General features: G+C 66.1%; 17 protein-coding genes and 1 pseudogene. 10 read left to right on the plus strand and 8 right to left on the minus strand.

Annotated elements, in window-relative coordinates; genetic code table 11:
* Positions 1-78: 78 nt before the first annotated feature.
* Together OHQ90_RS20375 and OHQ90_RS20380 are read left to right on the plus strand one after the other, a co-directional pair.
* A complete protein-coding gene (locus OHQ90_RS20375; protein WP_328399774.1) occupies positions 79-4,023 on the plus strand; it encodes an nSTAND1 domain-containing NTPase in 3,945 nt (1,314 codons plus the stop codon).
* Positions 4,020-4,754, plus strand: coding sequence for a hypothetical protein (locus tag OHQ90_RS20380; RefSeq protein WP_328399776.1), 735 nt, complete (start codon positions 4,020-4,022; stop codon positions 4,752-4,754). The genes OHQ90_RS20375 and OHQ90_RS20380 overlap by 4 nt, the downstream gene beginning before the upstream one ends.
* A gap of 948 nt (positions 4,755-5,702) precedes the next feature.
* Here the strand turns inward: OHQ90_RS20380 and OHQ90_RS20385 are convergent.
* From OHQ90_RS20385 to OHQ90_RS39465, 3 genes are all read right to left on the minus strand, one after another.
* Positions 5,703-5,987: a hypothetical protein gene (locus OHQ90_RS20385; RefSeq protein WP_328399778.1), complete on the minus strand. Its 285-nt coding sequence runs from the start codon at positions 5,985-5,987 to the stop codon at positions 5,703-5,705.
* Between the two features lie 88 nt (positions 5,988-6,075).
* The gene (locus OHQ90_RS20390; RefSeq protein ID WP_328399780.1) at positions 6,076-6,417 is read right to left on the minus strand and encodes a hypothetical protein; all 342 of its coding nucleotides are present in this window, start codon (positions 6,415-6,417) and stop codon (positions 6,076-6,078) included.
* Positions 6,418-6,914: 497 nt separating this feature from the next.
* Complete coding sequence (locus OHQ90_RS39465; protein WP_442941146.1) at positions 6,915-7,523, minus strand: bifunctional DNA primase/polymerase; 609 nt, start codon at positions 7,521-7,523, stop codon at positions 6,915-6,917.
* Between OHQ90_RS39465 and OHQ90_RS20395 the strand changes: the two genes are divergently transcribed.
* The 5 genes from OHQ90_RS20395 (at position 7,497) to OHQ90_RS20415 (ending at position 12,252) form a co-directional block, all read left to right on the plus strand.
* Complete coding sequence (locus OHQ90_RS20395; protein ID WP_328399782.1) at positions 7,497-8,081, plus strand: GNAT family N-acetyltransferase; 585 nt, start codon at positions 7,497-7,499, stop codon at positions 8,079-8,081. The two genes, OHQ90_RS39465 and OHQ90_RS20395, sit on opposite strands and share 27 nt — an antisense overlap.
* A 273-nt stretch (positions 8,082-8,354) precedes the next feature.
* A complete protein-coding gene (locus OHQ90_RS20400; RefSeq protein ID WP_328399784.1) occupies positions 8,355-9,533 on the plus strand; it encodes a cytochrome P450 in 1,179 nt (392 codons plus the stop codon).
* A gap of 971 nt (positions 9,534-10,504) precedes the next feature.
* Positions 10,505-11,134, plus strand: coding sequence for a glyoxalase (locus OHQ90_RS20405; protein WP_328399786.1), 630 nt, complete (start codon positions 10,505-10,507; stop codon positions 11,132-11,134).
* A gap of 114 nt (positions 11,135-11,248) precedes the next feature.
* A complete protein-coding gene (locus OHQ90_RS20410; RefSeq protein ID WP_328399788.1) occupies positions 11,249-11,662 on the plus strand; it encodes a VOC family protein in 414 nt (137 codons plus the stop codon).
* A gap of 155 nt (positions 11,663-11,817) precedes the next feature.
* Positions 11,818-12,252, plus strand: coding sequence for a YdeI/OmpD-associated family protein (locus tag OHQ90_RS20415; RefSeq protein WP_328399790.1), 435 nt, complete (start codon positions 11,818-11,820; stop codon positions 12,250-12,252).
* Between the two features lie 214 nt (positions 12,253-12,466).
* Here the strand turns inward: OHQ90_RS20415 and OHQ90_RS20420 are convergent.
* From OHQ90_RS20420 to OHQ90_RS20430, 3 genes and pseudogenes are all read right to left on the minus strand, one after another.
* Positions 12,467-12,959 (minus strand): annotated as a pseudogene (locus OHQ90_RS20420) (ATP-binding protein); the annotation flags it as partial.
* Complete coding sequence (locus OHQ90_RS20425; protein ID WP_328399792.1) at positions 12,956-13,327, minus strand: Mu transposase domain-containing protein; 372 nt, start codon at positions 13,325-13,327, stop codon at positions 12,956-12,958. The gene OHQ90_RS20425 and the pseudogene OHQ90_RS20420, both read right to left, overlap by 4 nt.
* Before the next feature lie 274 nt (positions 13,328-13,601).
* Entirely contained in the window at positions 13,602-14,306 is a 705-nt protein-coding gene (locus tag OHQ90_RS20430) for a hypothetical protein (RefSeq protein WP_328399794.1), read from the minus strand.
* A gap of 227 nt (positions 14,307-14,533) precedes the next feature.
* Here OHQ90_RS20430 and OHQ90_RS20435 point away from each other — a divergent pair, with 227 nt between their 5' ends.
* Positions 14,534-15,037, plus strand: a complete 504-nt coding sequence (locus tag OHQ90_RS20435; protein ID WP_328399796.1) for a MarR family winged helix-turn-helix transcriptional regulator — start codon at positions 14,534-14,536, stop codon at positions 15,035-15,037.
* 16 nt (positions 15,038-15,053) lie between these two features.
* Here OHQ90_RS20435 and OHQ90_RS20440 read toward each other — a convergent pair whose 3' ends face one another.
* Entirely contained in the window at positions 15,054-15,548 is a 495-nt protein-coding gene (locus OHQ90_RS20440) for a phosphoribosyltransferase (RefSeq protein WP_328399798.1), read from the minus strand.
* 121 nt (positions 15,549-15,669) lie between these two features.
* On the opposite strand from OHQ90_RS20440, the gene OHQ90_RS20445 reads away from it, so the two are divergent.
* A complete protein-coding gene (locus OHQ90_RS20445) occupies positions 15,670-16,248 on the plus strand; it encodes an NAD-dependent epimerase/dehydratase family protein (RefSeq protein ID WP_328399800.1) in 579 nt (192 codons plus the stop codon).
* Positions 16,249-16,259: 11 nt separating this feature from the next.
* Here OHQ90_RS20445 and OHQ90_RS20450 read toward each other — a convergent pair whose 3' ends face one another.
* On the minus strand, positions 16,260-17,066 hold the full coding sequence (locus OHQ90_RS20450) for an LLM class flavin-dependent oxidoreductase (RefSeq protein WP_328399802.1): 807 nt from the start codon (positions 17,064-17,066) through the stop codon (positions 16,260-16,262).
* Between the two features lie 234 nt (positions 17,067-17,300).
* Between OHQ90_RS20450 and OHQ90_RS20455 the strand changes: the two genes are divergently transcribed.
* Entirely contained in the window at positions 17,301-17,672 is a 372-nt protein-coding gene (locus OHQ90_RS20455; RefSeq protein WP_328399804.1) for a hypothetical protein, read from the plus strand.
* Positions 17,673-17,676 lie beyond the last annotated feature (4 nt).

Below are 17,676 nucleotides of genomic sequence, written 5' to 3' on the forward strand. Positions count from 1 at the left end.
GATCGCTCGTAGTTTCTTCCACCACCGTCGGTCACGAAACCGTTTGGCGGAATGCCGTTTTCGCGAGATCATGGGGTTGTGTCGAGTGCTGTGGGCGCGACCTCCGGGCGCCGTGGGAGTCCTTCGCCGCGGCGGGTGTTCGCCGAGAGATTGGCAGCACTGTTCGATGCCGCAGGAAAACCGACCTTGCGTTCGGTGGCGAACGCGGCGTCCGCGCGGGTGGCGGCGGCCGGCGGGAACCCGGTCACGTTACAGCGAATCAGCGACTGGCGCAGCGGAAAAGCGATTCCGGCCGAGTTCGATTCGCTGGTGCCTGTGCTGCTGACGCTGATCGAGAAGGCCGCCCGGACTGGGCACACGCCAGCGCCCGAGCTGGTCAAACTGACCGCATGGCGCGCGATCTGGCGGGCCGCGCAGGCCTGGGACCCCCAGTCCGAGGCCATCTGCCCCTTTCCGGGTCTGGCCGCCTACGGACCCGAGGATCGCGAACGGTTCTTCGGAAGGGTCGAGGCTACCGCGGAATTGGTGGATCGGGTGGTCGGCCCGGCCGCAGGCATGATTGTCGTGCTGGGCGCCTCCGGGTCCGGAAAATCCTCTCTGCTGCACGCCGGTGTCATCCCCACACTCTGCGCGGACCGGGAATGGACGGTTGTCACCATGACTCCCGGTACGAGACCAGCGAAGACGCTGGCCGAACTGCTCAGCCCATCCGACGCGAACGCGGCGGAGCGCCCGGATCTCGTGGTGGTCGATCAATTCGAGGAGACCTTCACCGTCTGCCTCGATGAATCTGAGCGGGAGGACTTCTCGAGCCGTCTCGCGAAACTCGCCGCGGCACACGAAACCACCCGCACCGTGGTCATTCTCGCGGTGCGGGCCGACTTCGTCCCGCACTGCCTCACCTATCCGGTGCTGGCGGACGCGCTCAACACCCGCTGCTACGCACTCGGGCCCATGCGGGTGGAGGAACTCACCGAGGCCATCACGGGACCGGCACGCGCGGCCAGCCTGAATCTCGAGCCCGGCCTGGCCGAACTGGTCGTGACCGAGTTGTGCGGGCTGGCTGGCGGCCACCACCGGCGCAGCTACGATCCGGGCGGTCTTCCGCTGTTCTCCCATGTCATGGCCGCCACCTGGAGGCACCGGGCGGGTGCCCGGCTCACCGTGGCCGGTTACCGGAAGGCAGGCGGCGTGGCCGGATCGGTAACGGCCACCGCCGAGGAGGCGTGGCGTGGCCTGACCGCCGCCGAGCAGACCGCGGCCAAGGAACTGCTCATGGGGTTGGTCACCGTCGGCTCGGACGGCCGCGACACCAGGCGGCGCGTCCCGCGCACGGAATTGCTCACGCGGACGGTCGATCCCAACGCCGCACAGACCGCCTTGACCCGCCTGATCGACGCGCGACTCATCACTGCGGATTCCGTCGGCGCCGCAGATGGCGAGAGCGGAGCAGCCCAAGAGATCGTCTGCTTCACGCACGAGATCGTGCTGGACGCCTGGCCTCGCCTGCGCGCCTGGATAGACGAGGGCCGCGTCGACCTCCTGGTGCGGCAGCGGGTCGAGTTGGACGCCGCTGAATGGGTTGCGGCCCAGCGAGATCCCACACTGCTGTATCAGCCGGCGCGGCTTGCCGCCGCGGAGAAGGCGGCCGGAACGCCTACGGGCGCTGTCGGTGAGTTCCTGACGGCCGCGCAGGCGGCTCGCAGGCGCGGTCGGCGGCTGGCCGTCGCGACGCGCGTCGGGCTGGCCCTGGTGGGCGTTGTCGTGCTGGTGCTCGGCATCGCCGCCTATACCCAGACCAGACTTTCGGAACAGGAGCACGAGAACGCCGACCTGGTTGCGATATTGGCGGAGGCAGACAGTGTGCGGAGCACGGATCCGTCTCTGTCCGCCCAGCTGGAACTGGTCGCCGACCGGATGCGTCCGGGTGACCCGGATATTCGGTCTCGCCTGCTGCGCATACAGAACCTGCCGCTGGCCGCACCCCTGCGCGGGCATACCGGAGCGGTGCACCAGGTGGCGTACCGGCCGGACGGACACATGCTGGCCTCGGCGGGTGAAGATGGCGCGGTGCGGCTGTGGAATGTCGCCGATATCGCCCACCCGGTGTCCTCAGGAGCGCCGCTGGACTGTGGAAAGCCAGCGACTGCAACGGCTTTCAGTCCGGACGGCACGCTACTCGGGGCGGCCTGCGGTACCGGGATCCGGCTGTGGAACGTATCGGATCCAGCGCATCCGGATCCGCGGCCGTCGCAGGCCGCCGGAAAGGTCACCGACTTCGTGTTCGGCCCAGACGGGCGGACCCTGGCTGCGACCGACGGCACGAGCGTGACGTTGTGGAACCTCGGCAATCCCGCAGCGCCGGTACAATCCGGCCGTCCGTTGACGACCACCGATCCGGTCGCCTCGATGGCGTTCGCGCCGTCGGGCCGGCTGGCTGTCGCAGGCTCCCACACCGTGCAGATCTGGTCACTGGGGCCAGCTCCCGGGCCGCTGGGGGCGCCGATCACGGTGCCGGGCCCGGGGATTCAGGCCATGGCCCTCAGCCGGGACGGCACGACGCTCGCGGTCGGCGGCGGTGACAACGCGTTGATGGCCACCGGTACCGCCGATGCCACTGTGACGATGTGGGACATAGCCGTTCCGGACAGGCCTGCGCAGTTCGGCAGCCCGCTCGTGGTGGACACCAAATCCGAGTTGCGCTCGCTCGCGTTCGATCCGGAGGGAAACATCCTCGCCGTGGGGGGGCGCGACAATGTCACCCTCTGGACTGTGGTCGACCGGGCCCACCCGACCCGATTGGGGGAACCTCTGGCCGCACCGTCGCCGCCGTGCCAGGAGGCCAACGTGTTTCAGCCCTGTCGCGACAGCCCGAACACGTTGGCTTTCGCCGCTGACGGGCACACCGTCGCCGTCGGCGCGCAGGGCGGCCTGCGGCTGTGGTCGCTGCCGCCCGCGGTGATCGGGGGCCGGATCGGCTGGTTCGCCAATAGGGCGGCGATCAGTGCGGTCGGCACCATGGTGACGAGCGTGGTGAACGGCCGGCTCGAACTGTGGGACATCCGCGACCGGAGATCGGTCCGCCCGCTCGCCGATCTCGGCCCCGGGCCGAGCGCTGATGGCTTCATCCCGACTCCCGCACTCAGCCTCGACGGCCGTCTGACGGTCGCTACCGCGGGCCCGAACGCCGGGCTACAACTGTTGGATATCAGCGACCCCGTGCACATCCGGCCGCTGTACCAGTTCCCCGACGCCATCGGCGTCGGGTTCAATGGCCGGATCCTGGTGGAAGTCCTGCCGGCGTTACACGTGCGGCTGTGGGATCTGTCGGATCCGGCTCATCCGGTCGTGACCATCCCGCCCACCAAGTTCGGTACAGACCCAATCAGTGGGTCGCCGTGCTATGTGAATATTGCCGGGCACCTACTGGTGACGCTCGCGCCCGACGAGAACGCGAAGGGGGAACTGGAGTACATGATCAAGTTCTGGGATCTGACCCGCAACGGCGAAGCCCGTGAGATCCAGCGGATTCCGAGCGATCCCGCCCGGCCGTTCTACGCGTCGGTCCTCACACCCGATGGGCGCACCATGGTCACGCTGGCCGCGAATACGCTGCGCGTCTGGGATATCAGTTCCCCGGGACTGGCACGGCCGCTCGGCGATCCGATCATCGCGCACGCCTTCAATATTCAATCCGTCGATTTCAACGCAGACGCCACGCTGATGGCGACATCCAGCGCGGATTCCACGGTGCGGCTGTGGGATTTCCGTGACCGCGCCCACCCGCAGCCCATCGGGCGGAGCATCACCATGCCGAGCCGCACCACCTGGAATCTCAACCTCGATGTGGCGGCCGATCGGCTGATCGGCGTCGGCAGCGGTGTCATGAGTATCTGGGACCTGGACGAAAACGAAACGCGGCAACGGATCTGCGATATCACCCGCGATGTGCTCACCCGCGAGGTGTGGGCGGCGCATCTGCCCCGGCTGCCTTACCATCCACCCTGTCCGGAGGCGAGATGAGCCGAAACAGTCTGATGGCCGTACTTGTCGCCCTCCTGCTCACCCTCATCGATACGACAGTCGCGGCAGCGGACAGTGACATGCCGCGAGGCCGGATGCCGGTAGGCGGCGGCACTGGCTTGGCCTTCCTGCGCGGCGGGCCGCTGACCGACCACGCGTTGGTCTATATCTGCACGCTCACAACGATCGGCTACGACGCGGCGGGCAATCTGGTTGGCCTGACCAACGCACATTGCGTGTACGACGGCGACAAGCAGTGGCCCGGCGACCGGGTGCTGCTCGAGTCGGCGGTGTTCACGCCCGGAGCGGCGATCGACGTGCTCGGGATGGTCGAGTACATCAGCGGCGGCAACCCGATCGTGCCCGGCCCCAACGGACCAGGACTCGACTACGCGGTCATCGTCTTCGACAAGTCGATCGTCGAACCGGTGGCGACCGTCGGGAAGACCACCATCCGAGGAGTCGGATCACCGCCCCCCGCGGGGACATCGGTGTGCAAGCAGGGTGCGGCGAGCGACCGGTCCTGTGGCACCACCCTGACCACCACCGGCCCTTACCTGGTGAACACGATTTCGGAGATACCCGGTGATTCCGGAGCGCCCATGGTGGCCGGCGACACCCTGGTCGGCAACCAGTGGATGTGGGGCGCCGGCACCGCTATCACCGACATCCTCGCCGACCTGGACCGGCGCGGCGGAATCGGCGCCGGCTTCCGCCCGGTCTCGCCGTAGTCGGTGTCACGGAGCGATGCGGTGGCCTTCCGTGCCGCGACACGACTGAGACAGTCGGCAGGCAAGAATGCGCTCGTCCGAAGCCGTAGCTTCCGTGGCAGCCGAACTCATTGCGGCCCGGCGATCACCGGCGCAGCCAGATCGGTGGAGAGCGTCCTGATGCCGCACTCGGTGTGGTGCCGGATAATTTCCGGCGAAGTCCGCGAGCATTGCCGCGAAAGGGACGACGCGGTCATCGCGCGGGGAATGGCGAAGGACCCGAACGACCGTTATCGCACGGCCGGGGACCTGGCCACGGCGGCGCGAGCCGCGCTCGACGCCACACCCACAGCGACACCCGCGCCGTCCGGGCCGGCCACCAGTCGAATCAATCCCGCCTCGCAACCACGAACCCGCGACCGGCCCGGATCGACCTGGATCGTCGTCCTCCTCGTCGTGGCCGCAATCGCCTGGTGGGTGATCAGCGATCGTACGCACCACGACTCACGCCCCACGAGCCCGACGTCGGTCACCTGCGTCACCGCGGCACCGCCATCGGCGAGTACCCCGGGCGTCCCTACCGCACCTGCGCTGGGCTCGCCGTCCGGTTCGTGTACGCGCTGAGCTTCCGCTGCCGGTAAGGCAGGCTCCCGCGGCATTCACGAGAGGTTCGGGCGCCGGTTCATCACCATCACCGCGGCGGCCGACTCCGAAGGGGCGGTCGCCACCGGCGGCAGCGTTTGATCGTCGGCGATCGGCGAAGCCACCACAGTGGGGCTTCCTTCAGTTCGATCTGCGGATGCGGATGATGTGCAGGTGTTTGCCGACTTCGCCGGGGTAGCGGTGCGAGGTGATTACCGCCGACGACGTGAGACATCCTCTAATACTCCAGCTGAGTTGGCCGTACACCTCGAATCGACATGTCATCGTTTCCCGCGTCTCCGTGCTCGGCACCGCGCCGGTCGACGATTACCACCTGACCTGCCATCTCAACCTGCTCGGCATCCAGTCGAGCAGATCCGCGCGGATCGCGTTCTCCAGGAAGCCCTGTCGGTCGACGGCGACCCGCTCCACGTGGCGCACGTGTTCGGGCTCAGCTCCCGAACCGCAGTCGACTACTCGATGATCGCCCGCACGCTCACCGAGCGGCCCATCGAAGTCGCTACCCGCCTGTCCCGTCGACTGACCGGATGCGCTCCCGAGCCTCGTCGAAGTCTGCAATTCGGCGGAACCCGACGGGTTTCGCCGCGCCACAGCGCGAACTCGACAGTTCAAGTTGCTGTTGTGACGGTGGGTGGTCGAGAGGTTCGACGCCACCGTCACAACAGCGCAGTGGATTCGATCAGACCATGCTGTAACTGCCCGATCTGAACGGCAGCTCCACAAGGTGGGCGTTGTTGCCATGCACGACGAAACCGTTGCCGGTGCACTGCGTCGTTGGGTAGAACTTCACCGGGTAGTAGTTCCTGTTCTGCACGAACGCGGCCCAAGGCCCGCGTTCACCGAACTTCTGGCACTGGCCGTGCGGCAGCACTGGGGTTCCCGACCATATGTCGCCGCCGTATGTCTCCATCCAGCAGACATAGGAGTCGGGGCACGAACCCGCTGCCGACGCCTGCGGTGTGACCGCCAACGCGGGGATCGCCGCAACCGCCAGAGCCAACACGGTCCGCGCTACATTCACGCCCATCATCTTCAAGGAATTCCTCTCATCGAATCGCCCGCGACACAGCGAGGGCGGGTCTCCCCGCGCGCAGTATCCCTAAGCCTGAATCCACCGATGCGCCTGCGGCGCGTCGGTGTGTTGTGAACGGGAAAGTGCCCCCGGCACATCTCACATCGGTCTCCCAGTTCGTGTGCGCCTCGGTGTGTGACCCCCGCCGCTTACGGTGATCGATCACTATGGTGGGCAAACCCGATTTATCAGTCACGTGGTAATTGGCGCGAAAGCGCACGTAGAAGATAAGTTCTGGGGCTTCCGGTCCGGAGGGATTCTGCTACCCACCAGGCCGTTAAAGGATCGTGTCAGGGCGGCAGACGAGCCCTCACGGCACCTGGGTGATCTGCTACTCGATGATTGCTCGCACGCTCACCGAGCGGCCCTACCGCCTGTCCCATCGACTGACCGGATGCGGTCCCGAGCCTCGTCGAAGTCTGTAGTTCGACGGAACCCGACTGGTCTCATCGCGCCACAGCGCGAACTCGATTCGGTTCCCGCTGAAGAAGCTTCACTCTCCGTGAACTCGCACGCTTTGCCCGAGCAAGATATATGGATAGGTGCCCTAACTGGCAAGTGCAGAAGACCTCGGCGGCGAGCTGGGCCAGCGCGTCGCGGCCATCGCGGGCGTGGTCCCACGGCGGCGGGGGTGGTTGGTCGTGACTGGTGTCGAGGTCGAGCACATGCAGCCCTGACGGCCCGCAGGCCACAGCGATGTTGTCGGCGGGCCACCGACGCCACCACCGCTGGATCCGGTCCAGGTCGCGGGTGGCGGCGTCTTCCCAGTGTTTGATCGCGGGCACTTTGCTGCCCGGATGCAGAGGGAAGATGTGGAACCCGCGGCCTGCGTGGTCGAGGGCGGCGGTAGTCGCCGGCCTGCCCAGCTTTCCGGCTCGGCTCGGTCCTCTATTGCGCGGTGAACCGGCCGATGCCCGCCGGAGGCGATCGAATTGCGGGGGGTCGGCGTGTGCCTGCGGTACTCGGAAATGGAAGTGGTAATGGTGACACCGAGTCGATATCCTGTGCATATTGTGGGGAGGCTGACCATGGACTACCCGCTGCCAATACCGCATCTGAGAGCCACCGCAGACTTGGAACTCCGCCCGTGGTCGTTGTCTGCAGCAGACCTTGAGCTTGTTCAGAAAGCCTCTGCCGACGACCTGATTCCTATTACCACGGTGTCGGCGACCTTCTCGCGCGAGGACGCAACGCGGTTCGTCGAGTGCCAGTGGCAACGAGCGACCGATCGAACCGGATACCCGATGGTGATCGTCCGGCGACGAGACAACACCCCGCTGGGAAGTATCGGCCTGTGGTTGAAGGACATCGACGAAGGCCGCGCATCGCTCGGCTACTGGGTGGTCCGCTCTGCCCGCGGCCATGGCGTCGCCGCGCATGCTCTGGCGGCAATGGCTACCTGGGCGCTGGAAGAGCTGCATATCCCACGGCTCCAGCTCTATGTGGAACCTTGGAACCGCGCTTCGATCCGCACTGCGGAGAGAGCCGGTTTCGAATGCGAAGGGCTCCTCAGATCGTGGCAGAAGGTCGGCAATCGACGCCGCGACATGTTCATGTACGCGCGCCTGGCAACGGGAACCCTCGCCGAGGCGGATCGGGTTTGCGCCGGTTAGACCTTATGGTTGTTCGGAGTTCATGCGTGTGTCACGGCGCATCAGGACCGGTTGCCGGCGGTCGCGGGTGATCGTGAACCGATATCACTGCTGGCACAGTGTTCGATAGGCCCCGGCGGTGCCGGGGTACTCGCCTCGTGGTCGACCTCCACGGCCTCGCTCGTAAAATATTCGAGACTATGCTTGATCTGCGTTTGTGCGCACAGCCAGTGGATAGATCCGGCTCGAAAACATCTGATGAATCGCTCACCCTCTCCATGAGAGGACCGTCCGATGGGTTTTGCAGAGATGCGCCGGTTCCGGCGTGATCCGTACGGTTTCCTCGAGAATCTGCGCCGGACCAGCCCGGTAGAGGTGTTCGGGCTGCCGTGGGGCGGGTGGTGTGTCGGCGATACGGGTCTGGCGCTGACGGTGTTGAATGACCGCGCTTTCAATGCGGGGATGTCCGGGTTCTTCGGTTCTATGCTGCCCTCACGGCCTGCCCAGATCGACTTCGGCCGCGCTGCGCGCGCGATTCTGCGGACACATACGCCCGAGTATCGCGAGTCTCTGGCCGCGGCGGTGACCGAAATGCCCTCCGTCACCCGCTGGCCTTCGGCTGGGGTCGAGCTGGTGTATCGGTGCACCGCGGACGTGTTGTTGCACCCCGATGGTTCTCCCGAGTTGCGGCAATTACTGGAGCGAAATGCACGCGTGGGTGCACTTCGCCCGGCCCTAATGGGGCAGCGGGCGTGGGCGCAGCTGCTGCGCACCAAGTTATCCACCACGCTGACCGAGCAGATCCGGGACCGGCGCAGCGATATCGGCCACACTGCAGAAGCCGAACCGCGGGATCTGCTCGATGCCGTGATCGGTGCCTGTCCCGACGAGGTCGCCGATACAACGGTTGCGCAGCTGTATGTGCTGATGTTCCGGTCCATTGTGGGACCGCTCGGCTACTCGCTCGCGTGGTCGGTGCTCCTGGGCAGTCTCCACTCCCCGGGCTCACCATGGCCTTGGCCAGTCGACTGGGTCGTGCGTGAGGCATCGCGGCACCGGCCGGTCTCCTGGATGGTCAGCCGGCCCGTCCCCCATCCCATCGAGTTCGGGGGGATCGCCTTCCGGACTGGCGACCTGCTGTCCGTAAGCCCCTACCTGCTCCATCATGATGAACAGCACTGGACCAGGCCAGGGGCATTTCAACCTGACCGCTGGACTCGACCGAGCGCACACGGCCCATACGTGCCCTTCAGTTCCGGCCCCTTCACCTGCGCCGGCGCCGCGGTCGCCCACGATCTGATCACCGATGCCGCCACCACCCTCATCGAGAACACCTGTCTGCGCGTGATCGGCGGCGGTGATACACGCCCGATCGTGACCAACGCCGCGATCCCCAGGCCTTTCACCCTTCGCCACACCCCTACAAACCCTGCCCATGCTCGACAGAGCCCCAGAAAGGAGGTGACACCATGATCAAGGCATTGCTGTTCATCATCACCAACAAGCCGACCCGCTCCTGGAACCCCGCTGAATACGGATGATCCTGCTACCGGCTGGATGGCTCGAACACCGCGCACAAAGGTGTACGAGCCACCCAGCCGCCGCGATCTATCGGTAGCAGCAGTCCGAGGGTCGACTCACGGTGATTCTTGGGCCGGTCTACGGCAGGCGCAGAACCGAACAGTGCATCAGCGTGGGGTTATGGGTCGATCCTCCTACCGTATCGGCCGAGTCCGAGGGCCAGGTCAGGAACCGGGTTCGTCTCTCCGCCATCTTGCCGAGAGCTTGCCGAGACAGGCACGTACGGGCTGGACGGTGCGGTGCGACGAGGACGGGGTACGACTCTGACCTGGACTGGATGGACGGGAGCCCACCCGCTGGAAAGTCCTTGCGACACTGTCAGTGTGGGGGTCAGGGCTGGCAGATATGCCGAGCCTGACCTGCTTACATGGCCATCAACATGTTTCGACACGTTTTGAATCACATGTGTCAACTCCGGTCCGAACGTGACCCGTATCTTCCGGGTCAATCGGGACCCGGCCGCCTACGTGGACGTTCGGAAATGCCGAGTTGAGCGCGGTGTGACGCTCACTCATGGCGCGGCCGCTACATCGATAGTTGATCCAGCCACTGCTGGTTCAACGGATTCTTGAAAACGAGATCGACTGCCCCGGTCAGGGGGGCTCAGGCAGATGACCACTTCCGGCAGTTCCCAGGCGGTCTCGATTACGGGATCGGTTGTCTGCCGCGTCGGCGAGCCGAGTTCAGCAGTGAGGCTGTCGCACAATGTTGAAACGGCATGGTTCATCGGGTCCGGGTCCGGGGCCGACGTCGCTCGACGCTCGGGGCGGTTGGTTTGCCCGTACTCCCACGGTCTCGCTCAGTGGTGTGTTCCGTGGTCGGCACGGATGTGACCGTGCCGGCCCGTGTCTAGCGTTATGAGCATGGAAATCAACGCGAACATCAGCGCCGGCATCAACATTCGCCTCGAGGTGGCCGATCCCCAGGCCGCTGCCGTGATCTATGACGCCGCGTTCGGACTGGGTGACCGGCTCGGGTTCCGGGCTTCGGCGGCGCCGGCGACCGGTTTCCGTGGATTCATCTTGTCGCTGGTGGTGTCGCAGCCCTCCACCGTCGACAGCCTCGTCGGCACCGCGGTCGACGCCGGGTTCACCGTCCTCGAGCCCGCGAAGAAGAGCCTGTGGGGTTACAGCGCGGTGGTGCAGGCGCCGGAGGGGACGATCTGGAAGGTCGCCACCTCGAAGAAGAAGGATGTGGGCCCGTTCACCCGCGAGATCGACGACCTGGTGTTGCTGATGGGCGTGACGGATGTGAAGGCCAGCAAGCAGTTCTATGTCGATCGCGGCTTGACGGCATCGAAGAGCTTCGGCGGCAAGTACGCCGAGTTCGCGGACTCGGGCTCGCCGGTCACCCTGGCGTTGTACCCGCGCAAGGCTGCGGCCAAGGAGGCTGGGGTCTCGCAGGAAGGCAGCGGATCGCACCGCATCGTCATGGACAGCGGCATCGGTTCGTTCACCGACCCGGACGGGTACGTGTGGGAGGCAACGGCCTGAGCTGGTCGAACCGTTCGCTCAGCCAGTCCTGCTCAACCACCGGTTACCTTCCTCATCCGGTCCTGTCATACCGATTGACCGGTATGTATACATCCATAATGCAAGGAGTAAGACATGAAGGCGCACGTCAGCTCGATCCTCCTCGGTGTCCGGGACATGGACCGGGCCAAGCAGTTCTACACCGAGGGACTCGGCTGGAAGATCAAGAACGACTACGGCATCTCGGTATTCTTCGACTCGGACGGCGCCTCACCGGTCGGCTTCTACAGTCGCGAGGGTCTGGCCGGCCAGGTGGGCACGGACCCGGAAGGCAGCGGCTTCAGCGGGCTGGTTCTGACCTACGTCGTCCGCAGCGAGGCGCGGGTCGAGGAGATCATGGCGGAGGCCGAGAAGGCCGGCGCCACCATCCTCAAGCCCGCCGGTGCGCTGCCGTGGGGCGGGTACGGCGGCACCTTCGCCGACCCGGACGGCTATGTCTGGAGTCTCGGCTACAGCACCCAGGGAACCGACCAGCCCTACGCCGAGTAACCGCGTTCTCTTGCCTAATGGCCCCCCAGGACGGCGCGGCGCATGCCGCAGCCGTCCCGGACACGGCGATGGTCCCGGTGTAGGAAGTGGGAGCGGCTCTCGGAGCCGGACGGGCCGGATCCGCGGTGAGCCGGTACAACAACAGGAGAAAGATCATGAAGTTTCGGACCCACGTCGAGCCACCCGAGCCCATGCGGGGCCTGGAAGTTCCTCGCGAGGTGGTAGCAGCGCTCGGCGAGGGCGCGCGGCCGCCAGTGACGATCACGATCAACGGGCATTCCTGGAAGAGCCGGGTCGCCCTCATGCGCGGCCGCTACCTGCTCGGCCTCAGCAACGCCAACCGGCAGGCCGCCGGTGTCGCGATCGGCGACGAGGTCGAGGTCGAGGTCGAGGTCGACACCCAGCCGCGCGTCGTCGTCGAGCCCCCGGACTTCGCCCGCGCCCTGGACGACGACCCCGTCGCCCGCGCCGCCTACGACAACCTTGCCTATAGCCGCAAGCGCGAGCACGTGCACGCCATCGAGAGTGCGAAGAAGCCCGACACGCGCCGACGGCGCATCGAGAAGGCTATCGCCACCCTGCGGGGCTGAAACCCGAGAAGCGAGACTCCGCCGGCTATGAAATCGCCGCGCAGAGTCATGACCCGGCGACACGATATTCAGCGCGGCGTAGTGCTGTCTCGAAGCCACTGGACAAGTGTGCCGCGCGCGAGCTCGCCGACGCCTGCCGTCAACCTCGAACCACGAGACACAAACGCACTGTCATGCCGCCTATCGCGCGTTTAGTCAGTCGTTGGTCTCGGGGCTCTTCCTGCAGTTTTCCGGCCTGATGTGACTCGGCCAGACGGGCGACCCATTCGGCGGCGGTCGCGAATGCCACGCGGTGCCCCGCTTGGCAAGCGCGGATGCTGAGCCCTATCGACAGGTCTGTCTTGCCGGTTCCGGGTGGGCCGAGGAAGACGACATTGTCGCGGGCGGTGATGAAGTCCAGGGTCCCGAGGTGGGTGATGGCGTTACGTTTGAGTGAGCGTTGGTGGTCGAAGTCGAACTCCTCGAGGGACTTCCGTGACGGGAAGCGGGCGGCGCGGATGCGGCCCTCACTGCCGTGGGCTTCGCGGGCAGCTACCTCGCTGCAGGCACGCGGCGAGGAACTCCTCGTGAGTCCAGCCTTCCGAGCGAGCACGCTCGGCGAGCCGGTCGACCGCGCCGGCAAGGGTGGGTGCTTTGAGAGCTCTTGCCAGATAGGCGATTTCAGAACTTACATTACGGGCACCGTTAGCGGAGGACTTGGTGGTCATCTGGCGATCCCTTCGCTGTCGAGGTCGAACATCCGGTCGTAATCGGTGAGATCGCGGTGCTCGCCCGACGTGTCGACCACCTGGACGGCCGCCAGATGGCGAGACCGCCGCATCTGGGCAGCCGCGGCGACGTGGACGGGATCGCTGATGGTCTGATGCCGGGCCCAGCACCGTTCGTGACGACCGACTTCGGCGCCACCGCAGCTGAACACCACCCGATGAAGGTCGGCGCGCACATCGACGGTGCGGCCGATCACCGACGGATGCACCGGATAATCGTTGGAGTCCAAACGCACGTAATGGTCGCGAGGCAGCCGCGTCGATATCCGCCACCCAACGACCGGGTCGACCGGCGGCAGTTCGAGCATCGCGGCTCGATCGTCAGACCAACGATCGACAGGTCGACAGCCCAACCGCCGATGCTGGCGCTGGTTGACCCGGTCAAGCCGCTCGGCGAGCTGGGTATTGAATCATCAGGGCCAGTGAAGCTTCGACCGGGAAGGAACGAGGTCTCGAGGTAGCCGTTCGCGGGTTCGACGAGCCCTTTGGCTTCAGGATCGCCGGGACGGCATTGGATTATCTGATGCCGAGGGTTCCTCTGAAGGCGTTCATCTCGTCGGTCAGCTGGGGTCTACGGCCGCGTCATTGTCGGACTGCGGATTCGTTGTCCCACACCGGCGCTCGCGGCACTCGATCCCATTGCCAGATCAACGCCCAATGCGCAGCCAGCAGATCCGGGCTTTGCCGAGTCGGGAGCATCACCGCGGCGACTACCCGCGAATACCCACTCACCATGACCAGCACCGGTGGTCGGCCGACATGACCGAACCCCAGCGGGATATCAGCTCGCGGGAACCACAAGTCGCACTGAGCGAGCTCACCAGCCTGATACTCGGTGCGCGAGGCCGGGTCCGGTGGCTTGAACAACGGCCGCAGCTGCTGCACCCGTTCGAAGAACTGATAGGCCTGCCGTTCTTGGCGTACGGGTTGGTCTTGTCGCGCAGGGGAATTCGCGACGTTGCATGCGATTGCAGCGCCTGTATCAGGGTCGGTGACACAGGCTGCCACCGTGTGCTGCAGCCCTTTTCCCGCAGCAGGATCAGGCACTGGGCAGGATCGAGATCGGTGACCCGCAGGGCGAGAAGCCCGCCACGGCGGCAGGCCAATACTTCGGCGCGCCTGCGCGGGCACCCGAACGGCGCCGCCCGGGGCGACTTTCAGCCGCGTCCCGCCGACCGGGCCGATCACCACCATGCCCGCACGGATCCGCCACGTGAGCTCGGTTTCGGGCACCCAACCCAAACGCGACAACAGGTCCGTGACGAACACCCGGCCGTTGACATCCATGCGCCGGATGCCGCACAGCCACTTGGGCTCCCGGCGGGGGCCGCCCGGAACAGTTCGGTGATCGGACGCTCGTCTGCGAGACCGGACAACGGACGGCCCGGAGTCGGGACGGCGACCGGTAGAACAGGTGTCGGAAAAACAGGTGTCATCGCATCCGTCCACTTCCCGTGCCGTCACGCCGTAACAGCACATCTACAGAGGCGAATTCGCTGCTATAGAGTGCTCTAATGCCCGATGAAGCGCATCCCACGCCCGTGGTGCGTGTCGAAGCGGCCGAAGACCACGACCTGCTCTCGCTCGCTGCACAGCTGTGCTTTGCCCTGTACTCCACGTCCCGATCGATGACGGCGGCCTATCGGCCTTTCCTCGACGCGATGGGGGTGACCTACCCGCAGTACCTCGCGCTGCTCGCACTGTGGGAGCGACCTGCCATCACGATGAAGGAATTGGGCGAGCAACTACGCCTGGACTACGGCACCGTCTCGCCGCTCATCCAGCGGCTACAGGCGCACGGCCTGGTCGAGAGCATTCGCAGCGCGCACGATCGCCGAGCGGTGGAACTGCGCGCGACCGACGCGGGGCAGGCCCTACGGCATCAGGCCACCGAGATGATCGAGTCGGTGCTCGCCGCCGTCGACTATCCGCTGGACACCGTCATTGCATTGCGCGACCAGGTCAACGCCCTCGGCGAGCGACTCGACTGCATCGTGGCCGCGCGTTCGGCGCGGTAGTCGAACGCTGTCCGCCTCAGGCGTCGAGGACCTGTGCCCGACGGTGGACCACCGGAGGTTCGGTGGACCACGGGAAATTGATCCAGCGGTCGGTGCGCCGCCAGACATACTCGCAGTCGACCTCCGAGTGTGGCTTCTGGTAGATCACCGCGCAGCGGACCTCGGCCACGTGGTCGACACAGAAGTCGCGCACCAGCTTCAGGGTGGCGCCGGTGTCGGCGACATCATCGGCGACCAGGACCGTCGCACCCGCGAGGTCGACGGCCTGTGGGACCGGCGGCAGCATGACCGGCAGGTCCAGACGTTGGTCGATGCCGGTATAGAACTCGACGTTCATTACGTGCAGGTTCTTCACGTCGAGTGCGTAGCCCAGTGCGCCTGCGACGAACAGGCCGCCACGGGCGATGGAGAGGATCAGGTCGGGCTCGAATCCGTCCTCGGCGATCTCGGTCGCCAGTTCCCGACTCGCAGACCCGAACAATTCCCAGGTCAGGACTTCCCGATCCGCCATTGGATCCTCCATCTCGATCGACTCCGCTGTGCAACGAGCATACGAGCGGCTAATCGAGCCTGCGCCACCACGCCCGGGCGCAGGTCGTCGAAGCCTCGACCGAGATGGATAGGGTGACCGTGTGCGGATCTTTCTGGCCGGCGCGACCGGTGTCATCGGAGTACGGCTGCTGCCCTTGCTGATCGCGGCAGGTCACGAGGTGGCGGGCATGACCCGTTCGCCATCCAAGGCCGGACAGGTGCGCGCGGCGGGTGCGCGGCCGGTGGTCTGCGATGTCTACGATCTGGCCGCGCTGACCGCCGCGGTTGTCGAATTCCGGCCCGACCTCGTCATGCATCAGCTCACCGACCTGCCCGACGACGCCGCGCTGCTGCCGGAGCTGGCCGGCGCGAATGCGCGGATCCGGACCGAGGGGACGCGGAACCTGCTCGCTGCGGCGCGCGCCGCCGGCGCTGAACGGTTTCTTGCGCAGAGCATTGCCTGGGAGCCGCCCGCCGGGCGCGGTGAGGTGATCCGCGATCACGAGGCGGCCGTGCTCGCTGCGGGCGGTGTGGTGGTCGAATACGGCCAATTCTATGGACCCGGAACGTATTACGAGACCGAACCGCCTGCCGAACCTCGGGTGCACATCGATACCGCGGCCGCGCGCACGGTGGAACTGCTCGAAGCGGACAGCGGACTGGTGATCGTCGCCGACTGATCACCACAGATCTATTGCGTGGTAACCAATTTTGCGGCGAACTCGTAGTCGCGCCGCCAGTCCGGGCCGGTCGGGGCGAGGGTCAGTCGTCGCACTCCCGCGTCGACATAGGCGGCCACCTGCTCGGCGGCGTGCCCTGGATCGGCCGACAACGCTGGTGCGACAACGGTAACCGCCGGGGTCGGTCGCCCATGCTGTGCGGCGAGTTCCTGTAGCTCGGCGATTTCCGCGCTTATCCGATGGGGTTCGGTCTGAAGCGTGATCCACCCGTCGCCGTAGGCGGCGGCGCGGCGTCGTGCCCGATTCCCATTGCCCGCCACCAGGACCGGCGGCATCGCTGAACCGGGCGACAGCGTCACCTCCAGCCCGTCGGGCAATATCGTCGGCTGTCCGGTGACGAGTCCGGGCAGCGCCTGCAATGCTGCATCGGTCCGACGTCCGCGATCCTCGAACGACAGACCGGCGGCCCGCCACCCGACATCGCCGTGCGCAGGATTGCCGGTGCCGACGCCGAGCAGGAGCCGATTGCCCGACACATACTGCAATGAGCTGATCTGCTTGGCTGCCCAGGCGGTCGGCCGCAACGCCAGTAGCAAGACGTTGTAGCCGATCCGAATACGATCGGTCACTGCCGCCGCGGTCGCCAGGGTCACAGTGCTGTCCAACATCGGCGCGCTCGCGATGAGATGGTCTGTGGACCACACCGACTCGATTCCGAGCTCTTCGGCGAACCGCGCACTCGCCCGGACATCGCCCAGTATCGGTTGCTGCGGATCCGGTGTGGATGTAGGCAGGATTACGCCGATCTGCATGGTCATTACTCGTCCCGTCCGTTGTCGTTCGTCTGTTGCCAACGCTAGGGACTGTGGGTGAGTGTTCCAATGGCTGGAATGCTCAGCGTTATGCCCGGGGCGCTCATGGGGCGCCTGTTTGTGCGACACCGGCGGGCCGAACATCGGGACACATTCGAGGGCGCGGCTGCCCCGGATTGCGTTGACCAGCGCCTATATTGGCGCAGGGGCGACAGGCGTCCTCATCGAGGGTAGGAGTCCATGGTGCGCAGGACAGTGTTCGTCGGGTCTGTAGTCGGGGTTGCGGTACTGGCAGCGGTGTCGGGTGGCGCGGTGTCGGGCGCGCGGGTGCCGGCGGAAGGTGCCGTGAAGGTGCAGGCGGTCACCGGATTGGACCGGCTACCGGTGACCGGAGTGGAGGTCGGGCTCACGCCGTGCCCTACGGGTGCGCTGTCGGCGACAGTGACGACCGGCGGCGACGGGACTGTGACACGGAACCTTCCCGAAGGGTGCTACCGAGCAGAGGTCACGATGGTGCCCTCCGGCTGCCAGCTGGCCGACCCCACCTACGTTCAGGTGGTCGTCGTTCCCGGTGTCACACCGGTGGCCGAATTCCGTTTCCGCTGTGCGTGACCGA

This window comes from Nocardia sp. NBC_00403 (assembly GCF_036046055.1).
Lineage (GTDB): Bacteria > Actinomycetota > Actinomycetes > Mycobacteriales > Mycobacteriaceae > Nocardia.